The organism is Aeromonas sp. 1805, from assembly GCF_013085525.1.
Taxonomy (GTDB): Bacteria; Pseudomonadota; Gammaproteobacteria; order Enterobacterales; family Aeromonadaceae; genus Aeromonas; species Aeromonas hydrophila.
Map to the genome: position 1 here is coordinate 3,380,242 of NZ_CP038515.1, position 18,262 is coordinate 3,398,503.

Consider the following 18,262-nt stretch of genomic DNA (forward strand, 5'->3'; position numbering starts at 1 on the left):
CAGCGTGGCTGGCTGAAATTAGGTCGCAGTGGCCGCGCTGGCTGGCGCTGGCTTGGCCGTCTACCGCGCTGGCTGCGTTTCTCGGTGCTGGGCGTTGTAGCACTGCTGCTGTCATTGCTGACGCTGGATCGCATTTTCCCGCCACCACCGCTCGACCCGGCCTATGCGCGGGTGGTGCTCGATATGAAGGGGAGGCCGCTGCGCGCCTTTGCCGATACCAGCGGGGTGTGGCGCTACCCCGTGACTCTGGAGCAGGTCTCCCCCCGCTATATCGAGGCGCTGCTGGGCTACGAGGATCGCTACTTCTGGCGTCATCCCGGGGTCAATCCGGTGGCCATGGTGCGCGGGGTCTGGCAGTGGCTGCGCTATGGGCGCGCCGTGTCGGGCGGCTCGACTCTCACCATGCAGGTGGCGCGTCTTATCGAACCCTACCACAGGAGCGTGCCCGGCAAGTTGCGCCAGATGGCGCGCGCGCTGCAGCTGGAGTGGCACTATGACAAGCGCACCCTGCTCATCGTCTACCTCAACCGGGCGCCCTTTGGCGGCAATCTGGAGGGGGTGCAGGCGGCAAGTTTTGCCTATCTCGGCAAGAGCGCCGCCAAGCTGACTTATGCCGAGGCCGCGCTGTTGGCGGTGCTGCCGCAGGCTCCCAGCCGCAACCGGCCGGACCGGCATCCCGAGCGGGCCCGCGCCGCCCGTGACAAGGTGATGGAGCGGTTGGTGGCGCAGGGTGTCTGGCCCGAACCGGTGTGGTTGGAGGGGCGCATCGAACCTGTGCTGGCCCGTGGTCACTTCACGCCGATGGAGGCGCCGCTGTTTGCTCGTCTTGCCGCCGACAATCAGGCCGGTGCGCTGGTGCACACCACCATAGACGGCGATCTGCAGCGCTGGCTGGAGGGGCGGGTGGCGAGCTATATCCGTCGCTTCCCCGAGCAGACCTCAGCGGCGTTGCTCTTGGTAGACAACAAAACCATGGCGGTGCGCGCCTATGTGGGCAGCGCCGAGTATGGCAACCTGCGCCGCCACGGTTATCTCGACATGGTGCAGGCGATCCGCTCCCCCGGCTCTACGCTGAAGCCCTTTATCTACGGTCTGGCGATGGACGAGGGGCTGGTGCACTCGGCCTCCTTGCTCTCCGATGCGCCAAGGCTGGGGTCTGACTATCGCCCCGCCAACTTCTCCGGCGCCTTTCAGGGGCCGGTGACCCTTGCCCAGGCGCTGCAGCAATCCCTCAACGTGCCAGCGGTACAGGTGCTGGAGGCGCTCGGGGCCGACAAGCTGGTCAGCCGCCTCGACAACGCCGGGGTGCGGCTGGCGCTCTCCGACAAGCCCAATCCGGCCATCGCGCTGGGAGCGGCGGGCATTCGGCTCGAGCAGCTGGTGGCGCTCTACAGTGCGCTGACCCGAGAGGGACAGGTGGCGATGCCGGTCTGGCTGGCGGGGCAGCAGGCGGTGTCACGCCCCTTGCTGAGCCCGGGGGCCGCCTGGATCATCTGGCAGATATTGAGCGCGCAGGGGCGGGCGGACCAGCCCTTTGCCAGCGAGGCGACTGGCCGGATCAATCGACTGGCCTGGAAGACTGGTACCAGCTATGGCTATCGCGACAGCTGGGCGATGGGGGTCTCCGGTCGCTGGACCATCGGCGTCTGGCTGGGGCGCCCCGACGGCACTCCCATGCCCGGTTTTTACGGCCAGAGCGCGGCGGTGCCGCTGCTGCTCTCGGTCTACTCGCGACTGGTTGACAACAGCCCCTTGCCGGCGCAACCCAACACGGTGAGCGAAGCCGAGATCTGCTGGCCGCTGGGGCGGCGGGCAAACGCGACCCTGCCGGAGGCCTGTCTGCAACGCCAGAGCGCCTGGTTGCTGGAAGGGCGCGATCCCCCCACCCTGCCGGATCCCATGGATTGGCCCTCGCCGCTGCGACAGGTGGCACTCACTGCCGAAGGCAAGCCGACGCTGACCCGTTGCCAGGATGCGGCGCAATCCGGTTTTAGGGCGCTCTGGCCATTGTCGCTGGAGCCTTGGCGGGTGCCCGGCGAGCGGCGTCAGGCGCTGCTGGCCAGCGGCTGTGCGGGGGAGGGGCAGAGCGCCGAGCTGCAGGCCCCCATTCGCATCCTGGCGCTGGGGGAAGGCAACCTGATTCGCAGCCAGCGCTATCGGCTGCAGCCCAAGGTGCTGGGCGGTGTTGGCAAACCGGCCTGGTTTCTCAACGGCCAGCGGCTACGTTGGGACGGGGATCAGGTGCTGAGCGAGGCGGGTCGTTATCAGCTGGTGGTGGTGGATGAGGCGGGCAACAGCGATCGCATCGAGTTTCGGCTGGAAAATCCCTCCTGAGGGGAGGCGCCTCTCTTTGGTGTGTCAGAATATTGACGGCATCGGGGGATAGCCCCGATGCCGTCAGCTGATTGTCGATTATCCCGCAGGGCGCCGCGGAGTCAGGGCTTGACCTGCCCCAGCCGGGTGAAGAAGTGCTGACTCTTGCGCTGGTGGAAGTGGCTCTTCTTGATGGAGTGAAACACCAGCTTGCTGTCCGGATGGCTCGCCTTGAGGCGATGGATCATCGCGATGGCAGGCAGGCCAGTACTGACGAGCGTGGTGAGCGGCAGGATCTGGGTTTGCGGCCCCAGCAGCTGGTTGAGCCCCTGCTGGGCCTGCTCGAAGCGGGTCAGCACGGCGGGCTCGGCGTAGCCGCTGCCCAGCATGGCGAGCAGGGCATCGAGCGCCTGATTAAACTCGGCCAGCTGCTGGCGAAAGCCGCTGCGACTGCGCAGGGCGATCAGCTCTGCAAACGGGATGTCGGCCAAGTGAGTGGGCACTTGCAGCGGGATCTCGAGGTGGAAGCAATCCTGGCCACCGCGGTTGTGATAGCGGGATTCAAGCAGGTGCAGCAGCCGGTCGAGATAGTCGTGATCGGTGATGAGCGCCCCCTCATTGGCGAGCGCCCACTCGCGGGCGAGCCGCATGGAGAGCAGGTTGGCAAAGCGGCGTGCCATCCTGAACCCACCCTCTTCCCGGCTGGCAAAACCGTGCGCCAGACAAAAGCCGTGCAGCCGCTCCAGCCCTGCCTGGGCCGGGCAGAAGCAGTCGTGGTTGGCCGGCGTGCGCCAGCGACCGATCAGCTCCTTGTTGCCAAACACCTTGTGACGCACGAAGTCGGGGGCGAGCAGGCTGCTCAGCTGACTCTCCAGCTGGGGAGTGATGGCGGCAAAGAAGGCGGCATCCGGCCGCTCGGCCAGCAGGTCCGTCTCCTGTTCGAGCGTCTGCAGCAGGGCGGTGAGGCCGCTCTTCTCACTGACGGTGAAGACGAAGGCGAGCCGCTCCAGATAGAGCAGGGCAAACTTGAGCCACAGCTCGTCGCGCACTTCCATGCCGGGGTAGTAGATGTAGGTCTTCATCGAATGGGTCTGTGGTCAGGAATGTTGCCGGGACGCAGGTTCGGGAATATACGCAAGATTGCCTCGGTGCGGCAAACATTGCGTGGGGGAATGTGAGCAAACGCTCATCCAGTAGGCGCTGGCCACAAAGTTCTGATATAATTCGCGCCCTTAAATCAAGGTCACCCGAGTCATTACCATGAAGTTCATTATCAAGCTGTTCCCGGAAATCACCATCAAGAGCAAGTCGGTTCGCCAGCGTTTCATCAAGATCCTGCAGGGCAATATCCGTAATGTCCTGCGCCGGTTCGACGACGATGCCCGGGTGCGGATGGATTGGGACAAGCTGATCGTGAGCTCGCGCAATGACCAGTTCCGTGAACAGGCCATCGAAGCCCTGGCCTGCATTCCCGGCATTCAGGCTTTCCTCGAGGTGCAGGCCAGCAAGTTTACCGACCTGCACGACATCTTCGAGCAGGTGAAAGCCGTGTGGGGTGACCAGCTCGAGGGAAAAACCTTCTGCGTGCGCGCCAAGCGCCACGGCAAACATGAGTTCTCCTCCCTCGAAGTAGAGCGCTACGTGGGTGGTGGCCTGAACCAGCACTGCGTGAGCAACGGCGTGCGCCTCAAGAACCCGGATGTGAAGATCAACCTCGAGATTGACGGCGAAGAGCTCTTCATCGTCAGCGCCATTCATCAGGGGCTGAGCGGCATGCCCATCGCCACTCAGGAAGATGTGCTGAGCCTCATCTCCGGCGGTTTTGACTCCGGTGTGGCCTCCTTCCAGTTCATCAAGCGCGGCTGCCGGGTGCACTACTGCTTCTTCAATCTGGGTGGGGCCGCTCACGAGATCGGTGTCAAGCAGGTGGCCTATCACCTGTGGAACCGCTTCGGCTCTTCCCATCGGGTGCGTTTCACCGCGGTGGACTTCGAGCCGGTGGTGGCCGAGATCCTCGAGAAGATCGACAACGGCCAGATGGGGGTGGTGCTCAAGCGGATGATGATGCGCGCCGCCGCCAAGGTGGCCGATGAGTTCCAGATCCCGGCGCTGGTGACCGGTGAGTGCGTGGGTCAGGTCTCCAGCCAGACCCTCACCAACCTGAACGTCATCGACCGGGTGACCGACAAGGTGATCCTGCGCCCGCTCATTACCTGGGACAAGCCGGACATCATCAGTGAAGCCCGTCGCATCGGTACCCTGGAGTTCGCCGAGACCATGCCGGAGTATTGCGGTGTCATCTCCAAGAAGCCGACCGTGAAGGCCGAGCTCTCCCGCATCGAGGCGGAAGAGGAGAACTTCGACTTCGCCATTCTGGACAAGGTGGTGGCCGAGGCCCGTTACCTCGACATTCGTCGCATCGGTGAAGAGACCGCCGCCGAGGTGCAGGAAGTGGAGACTACCGCGGAGAGCGGCGACAACGAGGTGATCCTCGATATCCGCTCCATGGACGAGCACGACGAGAAGCCGTTGCTGGTGGAAGGGCGTGAGGTCATGCATATCCCCTTCTTCAAGCTGGCCACCGCCTTTGGCGATCTGCCCAAGGAGAAGACCTACCTGCTCTACTGCGATCGCGGCGTGATGAGCAAGCTGCAGGCGCTCTATCTGAAAGAGAAGGGCTTTGCCAACGTCAAGGTGTACCGTCCGTAATGTGACGTTCAAGCATGTATAAAAAAATCCGGCCATGAGCCGGATTTTTTTATTTCACTCGGGGGAGATGATGTTCGTTAAGGGCAGGGCACCGGAGTAAAAGTGGATTGCCCCTGACAGCGCCACCCCATCTCCGCCTGGCGCATCTGCCACAGGTTGTTGCTGCGAAACAGGGTCAGGATGTAGATCATGTCGCTCTTGGTGCCGTCGAGGGCAACCGAGAGCACCAGGTCGTTGTCCAGCTGTTGTGCCTGGATGCGACTGGGGATGTCGCTGTGGCCGACAAAACGCAATGCCACTTCACGATAGTCATTGACCCAGCTCTGCTGGGCAGTGCTTGCCTGTCGGATCTGCTGGTTGAACTGTTGCACCGGGGTGGACGCGAGCCGTCCAAACAGTACCTGCGCTTCGGCCTGCGCCGTTGCCACATTCATCAATAGCAGTGATGTGATGAGTCCAAGTTTTTGCATGAGGGATTCCGGCTTACAACACTGGACCTTATGACAACAGAAAAGCCTGCTTGGTTCAACGCAACCTGGCCAGGAGTGCGACTCTCCCCCTGGCCACGAAATCAATTGCGCTGCAGGGAGAAGGTGGGCAGTGACAGATGCCAATAGATAGCCGCCACTCGCAGACCGAATACCGCCGTCATGCAGATGAGCATGGCGGTCACCCGATCCACGTTTATCTCCAGCGCTAGGGTATAGAGGATGCCCCCCAGGATACAGGCGGTGGCATAGATCTCTTTTTGCAAGACCATGGGCACCTCACGGGCCAGCACGTCCCTGATCATGCCGCCGGCCACCCCTGTCATGGTGCCCATCAATACGGCGATAAGCCCCGATGTACCAAAGTTGAGGGCTTTTTGTGCCCCGATCACGGTAAAGAGCGCCAGCCCGAAGGCGTCGGCGACCGGCAGCACGTACCAAGGCATGCGGCGGGGCAATTTAACCATCCACATCCCGATGAGTGCCGTTGCTATCACCACCCAGATGTAGAGCGGGTCGCGTACCCAGAAGACGGGGGTGGCCCCCAGGATCATGTCGCGGATGGTACCGCCCCCGATGGCGGTGACTGCCGCCAACACCATGACACCAAAACCGTCCATCCTGAGGCGGCCCGCCACCAAAACCCCCGAAAACGCGAATACCGCAGTACCAAACATGTCGCTGATGTAAACAATCTGCTCAACCAGTGTCTGCATGGAGAACAACTCACGTCCAATTGTTGATGGGGTCGCGATTTTAGGGGGGATTGCGGCTTCTGACCAATGGCTGCCAGCAAGAAGTGGGAGCCAGACCAAGTTTTTGCGGGCGGTGATGATGTCGGTTGGTGTCATGGTGCCAGAGTTGTGCCAGATCGCCGGCAAGGCGGGCGCTGCCTCACCCATCGCTCTTTGTTGTTTGCCTCATGAACCTTGCAGGGAGAACAGGGCATTTTTTTCCTCAAGTTCAACGAGAACATGCCGATAAATAGGGTAAGCGGCGTTAATGCGATGAAGCGTTGAAAATAATGCTAAAGACATCGAAAAAGAGGCCGTTAAATAAGACGCATCGAACAGGAAAGACAATAAAGTTCGAGCAAATTAGATAGTAAATTTAATAGCTTAGGAGAATGGTCATGGGTCTTTATATCAATACGAACGTTTCATCGCTTAACGCTCAGCGTAACCTGATGAACACCAACAAATCTCTGGATACATCCTACACCCGTCTGGCATCCGGTCTGCGCATCAACAGCGCCAAAGACGATGCCGCCGGCCTGCAGATTTCCAACCGTTTGACCTCCCAGATCAATGGTCTGGATCAGGGCAACCGCAACGCCAACGACGGTATCTCCGTCGCCCAGACTGCTGAAGGCGCCATGGATGAAATCACCTCCATGCTGCAACGGATGCGCACTCTGGCACAACAGTCCGCCAACGGTTCCAACAACACCGATGACCGTACCGCGTTGCAGCAAGAGTACTCCCAACTGATGACTGAAATCGACCGGGTGGCCAAAGATACCACTTTCGGTGGCCAGAACTTGCTCAAGGGCGGTTATGTAGGCTCCTTCCAGGTGGGCGCCGATGCCGGTCAGACCATCACGTTCCGGATGACCACTGCGTTTAGTATTTCGGGTATGGCCTCTGCGACCAGTGGTAGTGCAACGGTAGCGACCACGACTACCGGCGAGCCTTATACCATCACCAAGACGGCAGGGACTCCGGTCAGCTCTACCAGTATGTCGACCATTACTGCGGCAAGCTCTGCCCAGTCGGCCATGGCCAACCTGGATTACATGATCAAGGTGGTGGACAGCAAGCGTGCGGAATTGGGTGCGGTGCAGAACCGGTTCGATTCGACCATTCGCAACCAGGCGAACGTCTCTGAAAACGTCAGTGCCGCGCGTTCACGGATCCGCGATGCCGATTTCGCGACAGAGACCGCCAACCTGACCAAGCAGAACATTCTGCAACAGGCTGCCTCGACCATACTGTCCCAGGCAAACCAGCGTCCGCAGTCAGCACTCTCCCTGCTGCAGGGCTGATAAAAGAAAACAGGGCGGTTGTTCAGGCCGCCCTGGTCAAGAGATGGAACAAAGGGGTGTTCGGTTAGCACTCTGTTCTATCGGGAGAGAATCTATTCTCTACTAGTAAAGCCAAGTGTTGTACAGCTGTTCAGTTCTGTCACGCTTGGTCATATTCTCCTGAGCGTATGCTCGTTTTAGGCCGGATTTTCCGGCCTCTTTTTATTGTGCCGTCAAATTGACGCCACTCCCCCATAGCAAAGCACAAACTGTGCCAAATATGTTCATTCATGCCTCCAAGTCGGTTTCAGGTCTGGTGCCGTGTCCAAGGACATGGGGGGCCTGCCGTTTGCCGCTTGCCGGATAAAACTTGCCGCCTTCGGCAATTATTTTCCTAAAGCTTGTCGCTATGCAGCCGTTAAATAAAGTGAAGCAATCGAGGGGTGTTCGGAATCCAACGTTTGCACTACTGCGGGTGGCCTGTCCGTTCAAACAGACACCCGCCAGAAGAATCAGGCTCGTTCAACCTGTTCTTCTAACGGTGGGACGCCGCTTTGGCGGCGCAACCCGCAGTCGCATGTTCTTCGGGAGAATATTTTATGGCCATGTATATCAACACGAATACTTCATCACTGAACGCCCAGCGTAACCTGATGAACACCAACAAGTCCTTGGATACGTCCTATACCAGACTGGCTTCCGGTCTGCGTATCAACACCGCCAAGGACGATGCCGCCGGTCTGCAGATCTCCAACCGTTTGACCTCTCAGATCAACGGCCTGGATCAAGGTAACCGCAACGCCAACGACGGTATCTCTGTTGCCCAAACGGCTGAAGGGGCCATGGATGAAGTGACCAGCATGCTGCAACGCATGCGTACGCTGGCACAACAGTCCGCCAACGGCTCCAACAACACCGATGACCGTACTGCACTGCAGCAAGAATTTGACCAGCTGACTACCGAGATCAACCGTATCTCCAACGACACCACCTTTGGTGGTCAGAAGTTGTTGGATGGTAACTACAAAGGTTCGTTCCAGGTAGGTGCCGATGCGAGCCAAACCATCACCTTCAAGATGACCTCTGCTTTCACCATCAGCGGTATTGCGTCATCAACCAAGGGAAGTGCGACCGTTGCGACCAGCGCCACTGGCGAGCCTTACACTGTGACCAAGGGTACGACAGCCGTAACCTCTACCAGTGTGAGCAGCATCAAAGCAGCAAGTTCGGCTCAGCTGGCCATGGCGAACCTTGATTTCATGATCAAGGCCGTTGACAGCAAACGGGCAGAGCTGGGTGCGGTGCAGAACCGCTTCGACTCGACCATTCGCAACCAGTCCAACGTTTCCGAGAACCTGAGCGCAGCACGCTCTCGTATTCGTGACGCGGACTTTGCGACCGAGACTGCCAACCTGACCAAGCAGAACATTCTGCAACAGGCGGCGTCCAGCATCCTGGCGCAAGCCAACCAAAGACCGCAATCTGCTCTGTCCCTGCTGGGTTAACAGAAACGCAGTGATGAGATAGAAAGAGGAGCGACGATATGGCCAATGAAATTGGGATCCCGTCATCGGTCACTCCTTCTTCTCTTCAGTCAAGTAGCAAGAGCGGCCAATCGGCCGCTCAAGTGCTATCTGGCACGACGGAAGAGCAGCGGGTGACGGCACAGGATGTGAAAAAACAGCAAGAGGGGCAGCCTGGTGAAAAAAACGCCAAACAGGATGTGCCTCAGGCAGACATTGAAAATGAGGTCCAAAAGTTGCAGGAGTTCAGTAAGTTGCAAGGCTGGACCGTCAATTTCAGTGTTGAAAAGGATCTGGATCAAGTGGTGATCAAGGTGGTAGACGCCGAGACCAAGTCAATGATCCGGCAAATCCCGAGCGAAGAGTTGCTGGCTATCAGCAAACGAATTAAAGATCTGCGTGAGAGTGATGCGACCGGAGGAGGTTCACGCGCCGGGTTGCTGCTCGATAACGAGATCTGATATGAAAACTTAAGAGGAGAGTGAGTATGCCCACCATTACGTCTGCAGGTGCCGGCTCCGGACTCGATTTGGAGTCAGTGATTGCTGCCAGCGTCGATGCCAAAAAAGCACAGCTGATGCAGCCCATCACCACCAAGAAGACCAACACTCAAATCACTCTCTCCGGTGTGGGGCAGCTGAAATCTGCCATCGCCTCTTTCGTGACTACCTTGCAGGCGATGGCGAAAGATGACGCGTTCAACAAACGCTCCATCAACATTACTCAGGACAAGGACAAACCTGTGCTCAAGGTGGAGAGCAAGGCAGGGGCCTCCAATGGGCAATATGATATCAGCGTCGAACAGCTGGCAAAAACCAGCAAATTTGACGGTACCTTCGACTCGTCGACTACCCCTCTTATCACTCAAGACGGAAAATTGACGTTCAAGGCTGGCGACAAGACCTTTGAGGTCGATGTCAAAGCTGGCGATTCGCTGCAATCCATTCGAAAACGCATCAACAATGACGCAGACAACTTCGGTCTGAGCGTCAACATCATGAATACCTCCGATGGCAAATCCAAGCTGATGATCGATTCAGGGGTCAGCGGCAGTGGCAAGGATCTGCAGATCACCGGCAGCACTACCGAGTTGACCGATAATCTGGTCTCCAAATTGACCAAGAGCCAGAGCGCTCAGGATGCCAAGATCAAAGTGGATGGCAATGAGCTGACCAGTGCAACCAATACCTTTGATGGCACCATCGTCGGTCTCAAACTGACGGTGCTGAGAGAGTCAGATAGTACGACGACGACCGATGCTAGTAACAATCCAGTCAAAACATACAGCTCGAACAAGGTTGAAGTGACCACCGACAAGGCCGGTATCAAAGACATGGTCAAAAGCTTTGTCGATGGCTACAACGCCCTGGTGAAGAAGAGCAATGAGCTGGGCAAACGCAACTCCATCGTGGCGGGAAAAAGTCAGAATGATGGCGGGGCCTTGGCTGGTGACGCGACGACACGCGCGGTGATCAACATGATGAACGGTGCCATTACCGAACCCTCAAAAAAATCCTCAACCTATTCAACGATTTTCCAGATGGGTGTGAAGATGGACAACAAAGGGGTTCTCTCCATTGATGACACCAAGTTCAGCGAGGCCATCGACAAAAACTTTGACCAGGTGGTGGCCGTTTTTGGCGGCAAGGATGGGGTGGCAGGTAAACTGGCCGGACAATTGGAAACCTATTCCAAAACCGGTGGCTTGCTGGCCAAGCGGGAAGATACGCTGAATTCGGATCTGCGCGAAGTGAGCCGCAAGGAGTCGGATGTTGCCTCTCAGCTGACCAAGTATCAGGAGACCCTGCGTGCCCGTTATGGCAGCCTTGACACCATGCTGGCCAAGATGAACAAGTCGGCCTCTTATCTCAATCTGCTCAATACCAAGTCGAATTAATACGTAGTCAGGAGCCGTGTCTCGTATGTATCGGAAAAATATCAAGGCGTACACCACCCAGAATCTGCAGTCTGAGCTTGCGGTGGCAGATCCCTACCGGGTGATCCAGTTGTTGATGCAGGGCTGTCTCGAGCGACTTGCCCAGGCCCGTGGTGCCATCGAGCGTCGTGATTTCGAGGGCAAATCCCAGTCTGTATCCAAGACCATGGCCATCATCAATGGTTTGCAGGACTCGCTGGATCTCTCTTACGGAAAGGTGCCTGAGGATCTTTTTGCTCTGTATGACTATATGAAGGCACGGATGATGGATGCCAGCCGTGACATGGATATCGCTGCCATCGATGAGGTGATGACCCTGATGCTGACCGTCAAAAGCGGCTGGGATGCCATTCCGGTCGAAGAGCGCGACAAGGCCATTGCCCAGCAAAAAGCGGGCAGGACGGAATGAGCGATGCCATTCTGTCCGGGTTGATGGCTCACGGCACCCAGCTGTTGCTACTGCTGGAGAGAAATGAGTTGTCGGCAGCGGAGGCACAAATGGATCACTATCTTGATGCTTTCGATGGTGTGTTTCGGCAGTTCCCCGTAGAAAGCCACCTTGATATGGAACAGCAGCAGGCTCTGTTGCAGTTTCAAATGATCCATGAGCGAATCGCGAGCGCCAGGAGTCTGGCAGAAGATGAATTGCGCCAATTCTCCAAGGCTGGGCGAGCAACAAGCCTTTACAAGTCGAATGCGGGTTAAATATCGAATGGATTTTAATAAAAACATAGAAAGTGCAGAGGAAGAGCTTTCCCGTCTTGCAGTTCAAAAAGAACAGGAAGCCGCCATGCTGGCGGTGTTGCCTGTTCGCCATCAGCTTAATATGGCTGCCTTTGAAAAATACATGCCAGGGATCCATGCCTTTTTCAAAGAGTACCAGCCAACCAGACCTTTTCGATTTTTCTGTAATGAAAATGGCATTCCAAATATTTTGTGGCTTGATGACAAGGTTTCCCTGTATGGGGATGATCCCTTTGCCGAAGCGCAAGCCCAGATTGCCGAGGTGATCGAACAGAGCGTATTGCAATGCATCGATTTTGTCCCCCAATGGTATCTGGAAGGCCAAATCCATATTGCCTACAACAATGCCATTTCAGAGCTCAAAGAGAATGCTTCCCTTGAGGGACTACCGCTTCGCAAGGCGCTGAATGCGGATATTCCCTTGTCATTCATGTACGGGATCGGGCTGGGCTATCAGCTTGGCTATCTTTATGAGAAATGCAGGGTCAGGAATCTGTTTGCCTTCGAACCCGACCTCGACATGTTCTATGCCTCGCTTTATTGTTTCGACTGGCACCAACTTCTCGAATATATGGAACAGGAGTCGCTGAGCCTGCATCTTTTCATCGGTGTGGATGAGCAACTGCTGGTGGCCGACATGATGGAAGCCTTGCATCGCAAGGGCGCCTTCTGGTCGGCGAGTTACTTCTCATTCTGTCATTATCACTCACCCAAGCTGCATGACTTGATCGACAAGGCTGAGGGTGAGCTTTATCTGCTCAAGACGGGCTGGGGCTTCTTCGATGACAACATTTATGCGCTGGCCCACAGTCACACCCATCTGCAGGATGGTACGCCGTTCCTGAAGCGGGAGCGGGATACTTCATTGGCCGAGCAGGTACCGGTATTCGTGGTCGGTAACGGGCCGTCGCTGGATCAGAGCATCGATTTTATCCGGCAGCATCAGGGGCAAGCCATCATCATCGCCTGCGGTACCGCCGTCAGTGCCCTGCACAAGGCGGGCATCAAGCCTGACATATACGTGGCGGTGGAGCGGACCAAGAGCTCGGCAGATTTCCTGCGCATTCTCGGTGCGGATGATTTCCTCAAGAATGCAGTGTTCCTCAGCGTCGATGTGATCCACCCAGAGTGCAAGACCTTTTTCCGCAAGACGGGTCTGACTTTCAAACCTAATGAACCCATGTTTGCCATGCTGGCCAGCCGTTTGGGGCAGGCTTTCGAATATGAGTCCATTGAATTTTCCAACCCCTTCGTTGGCAATACCGGTCTCAACTATGCTGCCCTGCTCGGTTTCAAGCAGGTATACCTGTTCGGGATAGACAATGGCTACAAGTATGCAGACAAGCATCACTCCAGTCTGAGCCTCTATTACAACGAGAAGAAAGAAGCCAAGTACGACGAAAACTTGAAGGATACATTCCCGGCTCCGGGCAATTTTGGCGGGGAAGTGCGGATCAATCACCTGTTTGGTCTGGCCATTCATAATATGACGCGCGTGCTGACTGGCCATCCGGATATACGCTGCCTGAATTGCAGTGATGGTGCCTACATTGACGGTGCCATCCCTCAACGGGTTGATGCTCTGCAAATCAGCGGCCCTGAACTGGATAAAATCGTTCTGCTTGATGAGCTGATGGTGCGCAGCTTCCAGCCGTTCGACATGACCAGTATCGACTTCAATGCCGCGCTCAACGTACCGCTGTTTGACGATTTACTGGAGAAGTTGCGTACCGACTGGCAAACGGTCAAATACGAGCACAATGAGATATTGGCCATGATGCAGCGTCATCACGATTATCTGCTGTATTTGCTGATGAGCCGTGATTGCCATCTTTATCGCATTTTGATTGGCTCGATGAACTATTTCTACGCCAACATCATTGGTTTGATGATGACCCTGCTTGACGCTGCTCCTGACAAGTTTGAAGCCAAGATAAAAGAGGCCGAGACCATCCTTGAGCGGTTCTTTGATGATGCGAAGCCGATTTATGCCGATGCCTTCCAGCGTCACGATTCCGTCTATTTCGTCGGATTGGATATCTTCAAGCAGAAGTAACGACTATCCCTCATCACATGTCTGCTAAATAAAAAAACACCGGCGCTTGCCGGTGTTTTTTTATTGTGAAAATAACCAAGCAGAGTGGCTTACTGGTTCGGCTGTTGCGCCTCTTCAATGGCCCGGCATATCTGCTCCACGGCGTTGAGGGCTCTTGGGGTGAAACGGTGCAGTTCATCCGAATTGATGAGGTGCAGGCGCTGATGGCGGACGGCGTCCAGATTGGGCCACTGTTGCCAGTGGCGTAGAGTGTCGGGATCTTGACTCCCTGTCAGGATCAGCGCCGGATTGGCCTTGATCACCTGCTCCAGGCTGACCTGAGGATAGGGCGTGCGGGCAGCTGCCATCACGTTGTCCCCGCCGCACAGCTCGATGGCCTGAGCGGGCCAGGCATTGCCGCTAACGCTGGTGAGCGGTGGATACCAGAGCTGATAAAACACCTTGATATGTTTGGGCTTGCCGTAGCGCTGCCCAAGTGCGGCCAAGCGGGCGAGAAAGGCATCGGCCTCGGCATTGGCGGTTTGTTCCACCCCCAATGTTTTTCCCAGCGCCCGCATCTCGGTGGCGAGGGAAGCAAAGTCGGTCGGTTCTGAATAGAACACCGGGATCCCCAGCTGCTCGACAGGGGCCAGCATGCGGGATTGGGCGGAGCGCCAGGCGACGATCAAGTCGGGCTTTTGGGCCAACAGGGCTTCCAGATTGATGCTGCGGTAATTGGCCACCTGGGGCAGGCGTTTGACCTCGGGGGGATAATCGGAGGCATCATCGGTGGCGACGATGCGATCGCCGGCGCCGATGGCAAACAGCAGTTCGGTCAGATGAGGAGTGAGGCTGACGATGCGTGTCGGCGTCCCGGCCAGCAGGGCGGGCGACACGCACAACAGGCAGAGCAGGGTGAACCATCTAGCCATGCAACTGCTCCAGCACAGTGAGCAGCAATGCCAGCGCCAGCCAGCCCCAACCGGTTTGTTGCAGACGGTTGAGCAGGCGCAGGGCCGTGCCGGCATCCGGCTCTGCGGCGGCGTCAAACACGGGGAAACGGATCAAGCTGCTCTGATAGTAGCGGGGGCCACCGAGCTTGCAGCCGAGTGAGCCGGACAGCAGCGCCAGCAGTATTCCCATCGCGGGGTAGGGCCAGCGTATCGCGGTGCGCAGCCGGCTTGCCAGCTGGCGCAGCTGGGTCAGGCACAAGGGCAGTGCCAGCAACAAGATGGCAGGGGTGCACAGGGCCTGATAGAGCACGGCGGCGGCCCGGCCAAAGTGGGCAAAGGCTGGCAGTTTCGGACTCCAGCCCTGATTCATCAACTGGGCGAGGCGCCACAGCAAGGCACCTTGCACACCTGCCAGGGCAAATCCCAGCAGAGGGCCGGCCCACTGTCCTATCAGGCGCAGGGCGCAGCTTTCGCTGACTGCCTTGGCAAGCCCCATCAGGGATAGCTTGCCGGTATCGCGCCTGAGCCAGGGAGCGGCCTGCAACCTGGCCACCACCAAGGTATCCTGGTCTGTCAGCGAGCGAGTGGCACGGGCCAGCTCCCGCAGCGGACGCGATTCCAGCATCAGCAGCAGAAACAGCAGATCGAACAGCGGCTCCGAGAGCGAGAGATTGCGCACCGCCCAGAGTCCGGCGGCGCAAGGCAGCCAGACAATCAGCATGGCCAGAAGACCGGCCTGCAATTGCTGACCGGGGGCGCCATCGGGGCGACACACCTTGTGACCCAGCCGGGTCAGCAGCGGCACGACGGCGGAGAGCCGATAGTGGGCCGGCCAGGGTACGATGGCCTCGAGCAAGGCGGCCCCGAGCAAGATGGCCGCCGGAGTGGCGGCCATCTGTTCCAGCGTGGTGAGTGGGATCACAGCTTGCCGAGCATCTTGATGATCACCTCGGCGGAGTGCTTGCCGGCCACCTCGAGGAAGGCATCGAAGGATTCAATCTGTTCCTTGCCGGCGATGTCGGACATGGCACGCACCACCAGATAGGGCACCTTGAACATGTGGCACACCTGACCGATGGCCGCCCCTTCCATCTCGACCGCCAGCATCTGCGGGAAGTCGGCACGGGCTTTGGCGATGGCGTCCGGCTTGCACATGAACTGATCGCCGGTGCAGATGAGGCCGACTTTGGTCTGATGCTTGCCCTGTTCGGCGATGCAATCCTGGGCGACAGCGATGAGCGTCTCGTCGCAGGGGAAGGCGGCCGGTTGCTGCGCCATCTGGCCCATCTCGTAGCCAAAAGCGGTGACATCCACATCGTGGAAGCGCATCTCGCTGGCGATCACCACGTCACCGATGTGCAGGTCCTGGGCAAAGCCGCCGGCAGAGCCGGTATTGATGACGTAGTCGGGAGCGAATTTTTCCAGCAGCAGGCTGGTGGCGACGCTGGCGGCGACTTTACCGATGCCGGAGCGGGTCAGGATCACTTCTTTGCCTGCCAGGGAGCCCTGATAGAACTCGCAACCGCCCAGTTGCAGGGTGGTCGGGTTGCTCATCTGGCTGCGCAGCAGGGCCACTTCCTGTTCCATGGCGCCGATAATACCTACTTTCATCACTCACCTCGTCTTGATGGCCATGCGGCCGAATAAGTTGTTGTGGATCATAACAAAAGTTGGCGATGGCGCCGAGCATTCCGATGCTGTGCGATGTGAAGGGGCGCCTAAGGGTAACGCTTGGCCAGATCAGCCAACTCGCCGCTGTCCACCAGCCGTTGCAGGGCATTGGCGAACAGGGCCAGCCGGGCAGGGGAGGTGCGGTGGTAAAACAGGATATAGAAGGGAATGGTTTCCATGGCGGTGGGAAGGATGCGAATCTGGCCGCTCAGATGGTGGCGCAGCAGGTCGGCCTCGAAGCCGGGTGAGCGGTAGTAGACGAAGCGCCCTCGTTTCATCAGCAGCTTGTCATAATTGGCGGCACTGCTGATCCCGCCGCTGTCGATGATGAGCCCCTGCAGGGCCCGCAGCCGTTCGATGGCGCCGCTGCCGTGATTGATGAGGATGATGCCCTCTTCGCCAAGGGCCCTGACGTCATCCCACTGGCGGATCTCGACCGGATCATCGCTGCGCACCGCCAAGTGGTAACGCACGGTGAAGATGGGGGGCTGCAGATAGAGGAAGTAGTTGCGACGGTCCGGGTTGTCGCCCACGCCGCAGATAAAGTCGAGCTGGCCGAAACGCACCTGTTTCTCCAGTCGCTTGAGGGGCACAAAGCGCTGATCCCCTTGGATGCGCAGTGCGGGCTCCTGGCGCTCCAGCAGTCGAAACAGCTCGACGCAGAATCCTCCGATGCGGCCATCCGCCATCTGGGTGTATTTGGGGGCGGATTCGGGCTGCGCGGCCGTGCGATAGATTTCGGTGGCAGAGACGGCCCGGTGAGCGACTGCCAGCAAACAACCCAGCACCATCACCCGGAATATCATGTCATGCTGGCCCTCGATGTGTGGGGAAATGCGACGTTGCCCGCCGATGTCACGGCGCTAGTGCTCAAACATTACGCCATATATCAGAACCTTATCAACCAAGCGCCGTATCGAGGGTCATCATCAAGGCAAACCCGGCCATCAGGCCCAGGGTGGCGTGGGTCTGGTGGCCGTTGCGGTGAGTCTCGGGGATCACCTCGTGGGAGACCACGAACAGCATGGCTCCGGCGGCCAGTCCGAGGCCGATGGGATAGGCGATGGCCAGCCCGCTGGAGAGGCCGACGCCGAGCAGGGCCCCGAGCGGCTCAAGCAGGCCGCTGCCGATGGCGACCAGCACGGCTTTGCCTGGGCGAAAACCGGCGGCGCACATGGCGAGCGCCACCGCCAGCCCTTCCGGAATGTCCTGCAAGGCGATGGCGGTGGTGAGCGGCAGACCCACCGACATGTCGCCCTGGGAGAAGCTCACCCCGATGGCCATCCCCTCCGGCAGGTTGTGCAGGGCGATGGCAAACACGAACAACCAGACCCGGGAGCAACTCTCGTGACCGGGACCACAGGGGCCGGTCTTGTCATGCTCATGGGGGGTGAATTGATCGAGCCCCAGCATCAGCAGCACCCCGAGGGTCATGCCTGCCACCACGACGGCGGCGGCGAGAAAGCCGTTGCCGGTGATCCCCTCTGCCGCCTCGAGCCCCGGCAGCAGCAGGGAGAAGGCGCTGGCCGCCAGCATCATGCCGGCGGCAAAGCCCAGCATGCTGTCTTCCACCCGCTGGGGGACCGAACGCAGAAAGAGGGCAGGCAAGGCGCCGAGCGCGGTGGCGGCAAAGCCGGCCAGGCCGCCGAGCAGGCCGTAGCGAACGCCGGGGCTGATGTCGCCGGCGGCCAGCATCACCAGGCTCTGCAGCAGCAACAGCACGACGGCCGCCAGTGCAACGAGCAGGCCGATGGCGATCACCGGGCGTGCCCGCAGTTGCTCGCGCAGCTGGGCAGACCAGGAGGAAAGGGGCAGGGCCGACGCGTTATCCATGAAGATCACCTCTCTTGCTTGATGGCGGGGATGG

General features: G+C 58.6%; 17 protein-coding genes. 9 read left to right on the forward strand and 8 right to left on the reverse strand.

All coding sequences use genetic code 11. The features are described from left to right. The first annotated feature begins 12 nt into the window (after positions 1–12). Entirely contained in the window at positions 13–2,334 is a 2,322-nt protein-coding gene (gene pbpC, locus E5E96_RS15895; RefSeq protein WP_253264714.1) for a penicillin-binding protein 1C, read from the forward strand. 101 nt (positions 2,335–2,435) lie between these two features. Here pbpC and E5E96_RS15900 read toward each other — a convergent pair whose 3' ends face one another. Further along, positions 2,436–3,395, reverse strand: coding sequence for a hypothetical protein (locus E5E96_RS15900; RefSeq protein ID WP_171282579.1), 960 nt, complete (start codon positions 3,393–3,395; stop codon positions 2,436–2,438). A 178-nt stretch (positions 3,396–3,573) separates the two neighbouring features. Here E5E96_RS15900 and thiI point away from each other — a divergent pair, with 178 nt between their 5' ends. After that, on the forward strand, positions 3,574–5,022 hold the full coding sequence (gene thiI, locus E5E96_RS15905; RefSeq protein WP_024946451.1) for a tRNA uracil 4-sulfurtransferase ThiI: 1,449 nt from the start codon (positions 3,574–3,576) through the stop codon (positions 5,020–5,022). A gap of 77 nt (positions 5,023–5,099) precedes the next feature. On the opposite strand, the gene E5E96_RS15910 is transcribed toward thiI, so the two are convergent. Further along, positions 5,100–5,492, reverse strand: a complete 393-nt coding sequence (locus E5E96_RS15910) for a hypothetical protein (RefSeq protein ID WP_039214967.1) — start codon at positions 5,490–5,492, stop codon at positions 5,100–5,102. A 101-nt stretch (positions 5,493–5,593) separates the two neighbouring features. After that, on the reverse strand, positions 5,594–6,226 hold the full coding sequence (locus E5E96_RS15915) for a trimeric intracellular cation channel family protein (protein ID WP_011705587.1): 633 nt from the start codon (positions 6,224–6,226) through the stop codon (positions 5,594–5,596). Positions 6,227–6,642: 416 nt separating this feature from the next. On the opposite strand from E5E96_RS15915, the gene flaA reads away from it, so the two are divergent. From flaA to E5E96_RS15950, 7 genes are all read left to right on the forward strand, one after another. After that, complete coding sequence (gene flaA / locus E5E96_RS15920) at positions 6,643–7,554, forward strand: flagellin A (RefSeq protein WP_017410253.1); 912 nt, start codon at positions 6,643–6,645, stop codon at positions 7,552–7,554. Positions 7,555–8,132: 578 nt separating this feature from the next. Further along, positions 8,133–9,038 carry a flagellin B gene (gene flaB, locus E5E96_RS15925; RefSeq protein ID WP_065478065.1) on the forward strand — a complete coding sequence of 302 codons (906 nt, stop codon included), beginning with the start codon at positions 8,133–8,135 and terminating at the stop codon, positions 9,036–9,038. Between the two features lie 38 nt (positions 9,039–9,076). Beyond that, positions 9,077–9,517 (forward strand): flagellar protein FlaG, encoded by a 441-nt coding sequence (locus E5E96_RS15930; RefSeq protein ID WP_042067438.1) that lies wholly within the window; start codon positions 9,077–9,079, stop codon positions 9,515–9,517. Between the two features lie 26 nt (positions 9,518–9,543). After that, the gene (fliD, locus tag E5E96_RS15935) at positions 9,544–10,953 is read left to right on the forward strand and encodes a flagellar filament capping protein FliD (protein WP_171282580.1); all 1,410 of its coding nucleotides are present in this window, start codon (positions 9,544–9,546) and stop codon (positions 10,951–10,953) included. Positions 10,954–10,978: 25 nt separating this feature from the next. Next, a complete protein-coding gene (gene fliS / locus E5E96_RS15940; protein WP_017410249.1) occupies positions 10,979–11,401 on the forward strand; it encodes a flagellar export chaperone FliS in 423 nt (140 codons plus the stop codon). Continuing rightward, on the forward strand, positions 11,398–11,697 hold the full coding sequence (locus E5E96_RS15945) for a hypothetical protein (protein ID WP_171280423.1): 300 nt from the start codon (positions 11,398–11,400) through the stop codon (positions 11,695–11,697). The genes fliS and E5E96_RS15945 overlap by 4 nt, the downstream gene beginning before the upstream one ends. A gap of 7 nt (positions 11,698–11,704) precedes the next feature. Next, positions 11,705–13,792: a 6-hydroxymethylpterin diphosphokinase MptE-like protein gene (locus tag E5E96_RS15950; RefSeq protein WP_171283243.1), complete on the forward strand. Its 2,088-nt coding sequence runs from the start codon at positions 11,705–11,707 to the stop codon at positions 13,790–13,792. Positions 13,793–13,881: 89 nt separating this feature from the next. On the opposite strand, the gene E5E96_RS15955 is transcribed toward E5E96_RS15950, so the two are convergent. From E5E96_RS15955 to E5E96_RS15975, 5 genes are all read right to left on the reverse strand, one after another. Beyond that, complete coding sequence (locus tag E5E96_RS15955; protein WP_171282581.1) at positions 13,882–14,703, reverse strand: cobalamin-binding protein; 822 nt, start codon at positions 14,701–14,703, stop codon at positions 13,882–13,884. Beyond that, positions 14,696–15,646, reverse strand: coding sequence for a cobalamin biosynthesis protein (locus E5E96_RS15960; RefSeq protein WP_171282582.1), 951 nt, complete (start codon positions 15,644–15,646; stop codon positions 14,696–14,698). Before E5E96_RS15960 ends, E5E96_RS15955 begins: the two co-directional genes overlap by 8 nt. Continuing rightward, positions 15,643–16,335, reverse strand: a complete 693-nt coding sequence (gene mtnN / locus E5E96_RS15965) for a 5'-methylthioadenosine/S-adenosylhomocysteine nucleosidase (protein ID WP_171282583.1) — start codon at positions 16,333–16,335, stop codon at positions 15,643–15,645. The genes E5E96_RS15960 and mtnN overlap by 4 nt, the downstream gene beginning before the upstream one ends. 107 nt (positions 16,336–16,442) lie before the next feature. After that, complete coding sequence (locus E5E96_RS15970) at positions 16,443–17,201, reverse strand: ABC transporter substrate-binding protein (protein WP_171282584.1); 759 nt, start codon at positions 17,199–17,201, stop codon at positions 16,443–16,445. 94 nt (positions 17,202–17,295) lie between these two features. Further along, positions 17,296–18,228, reverse strand: a complete 933-nt coding sequence (locus tag E5E96_RS15975) for a ZIP family metal transporter (protein WP_029303340.1) — start codon at positions 18,226–18,228, stop codon at positions 17,296–17,298. Positions 18,229–18,262: the final 34 nt, after the last annotated feature.

What these genes read in the sequence shown, in the direction of transcription:
- E5E96_RS15955 (WP_171282581.1), bottom strand. Translation starts at nt 14,703, where the DNA reads ATGGCTAGATGGTTCACCCTGCTCTGCCTGTTGTGCGTGTCGCCCGCC.
- fliS (WP_017410249.1), top strand. Translation starts at nt 10,979, where the DNA reads ATGTATCGGAAAAATATCAAGGCGTACACCACCCAGAATCTGCAGTCT.
- E5E96_RS15975 (WP_029303340.1), bottom strand. Translation starts at nt 18,228, where the DNA reads ATGGATAACGCGTCGGCCCTGCCCCTTTCCTCCTGGTCTGCCCAGCTG.
- E5E96_RS15930 (WP_042067438.1), top strand. Translation starts at nt 9,077, where the DNA reads ATGGCCAATGAAATTGGGATCCCGTCATCGGTCACTCCTTCTTCTCTT.
- E5E96_RS15970 (WP_171282584.1), bottom strand. Translation starts at nt 17,201, where the DNA reads ATGATATTCCGGGTGATGGTGCTGGGTTGTTTGCTGGCAGTCGCTCAC.
- E5E96_RS15950 (WP_171283243.1), top strand. Translation starts at nt 11,705, where the DNA reads ATGGATTTTAATAAAAACATAGAAAGTGCAGAGGAAGAGCTTTCCCGT.
- E5E96_RS15945 (WP_171280423.1), top strand. Translation starts at nt 11,398, where the DNA reads ATGAGCGATGCCATTCTGTCCGGGTTGATGGCTCACGGCACCCAGCTG.
- flaA (WP_017410253.1), top strand. Translation starts at nt 6,643, where the DNA reads ATGGGTCTTTATATCAATACGAACGTTTCATCGCTTAACGCTCAGCGT.
- E5E96_RS15900 (WP_171282579.1), bottom strand. Translation starts at nt 3,395, where the DNA reads ATGAAGACCTACATCTACTACCCCGGCATGGAAGTGCGCGACGAGCTG.
- E5E96_RS15910 (WP_039214967.1), bottom strand. Translation starts at nt 5,492, where the DNA reads ATGCAAAAACTTGGACTCATCACATCACTGCTATTGATGAATGTGGCA.
- flaB (WP_065478065.1), top strand. Translation starts at nt 8,133, where the DNA reads ATGGCCATGTATATCAACACGAATACTTCATCACTGAACGCCCAGCGT.
- mtnN (WP_171282583.1), bottom strand. Translation starts at nt 16,335, where the DNA reads ATGAAAGTAGGTATTATCGGCGCCATGGAACAGGAAGTGGCCCTGCTG.
- thiI (WP_024946451.1), top strand. Translation starts at nt 3,574, where the DNA reads ATGAAGTTCATTATCAAGCTGTTCCCGGAAATCACCATCAAGAGCAAG.
- E5E96_RS15915 (WP_011705587.1), bottom strand. Translation starts at nt 6,226, where the DNA reads ATGCAGACACTGGTTGAGCAGATTGTTTACATCAGCGACATGTTTGGT.
- fliD (WP_171282580.1), top strand. Translation starts at nt 9,544, where the DNA reads ATGCCCACCATTACGTCTGCAGGTGCCGGCTCCGGACTCGATTTGGAG.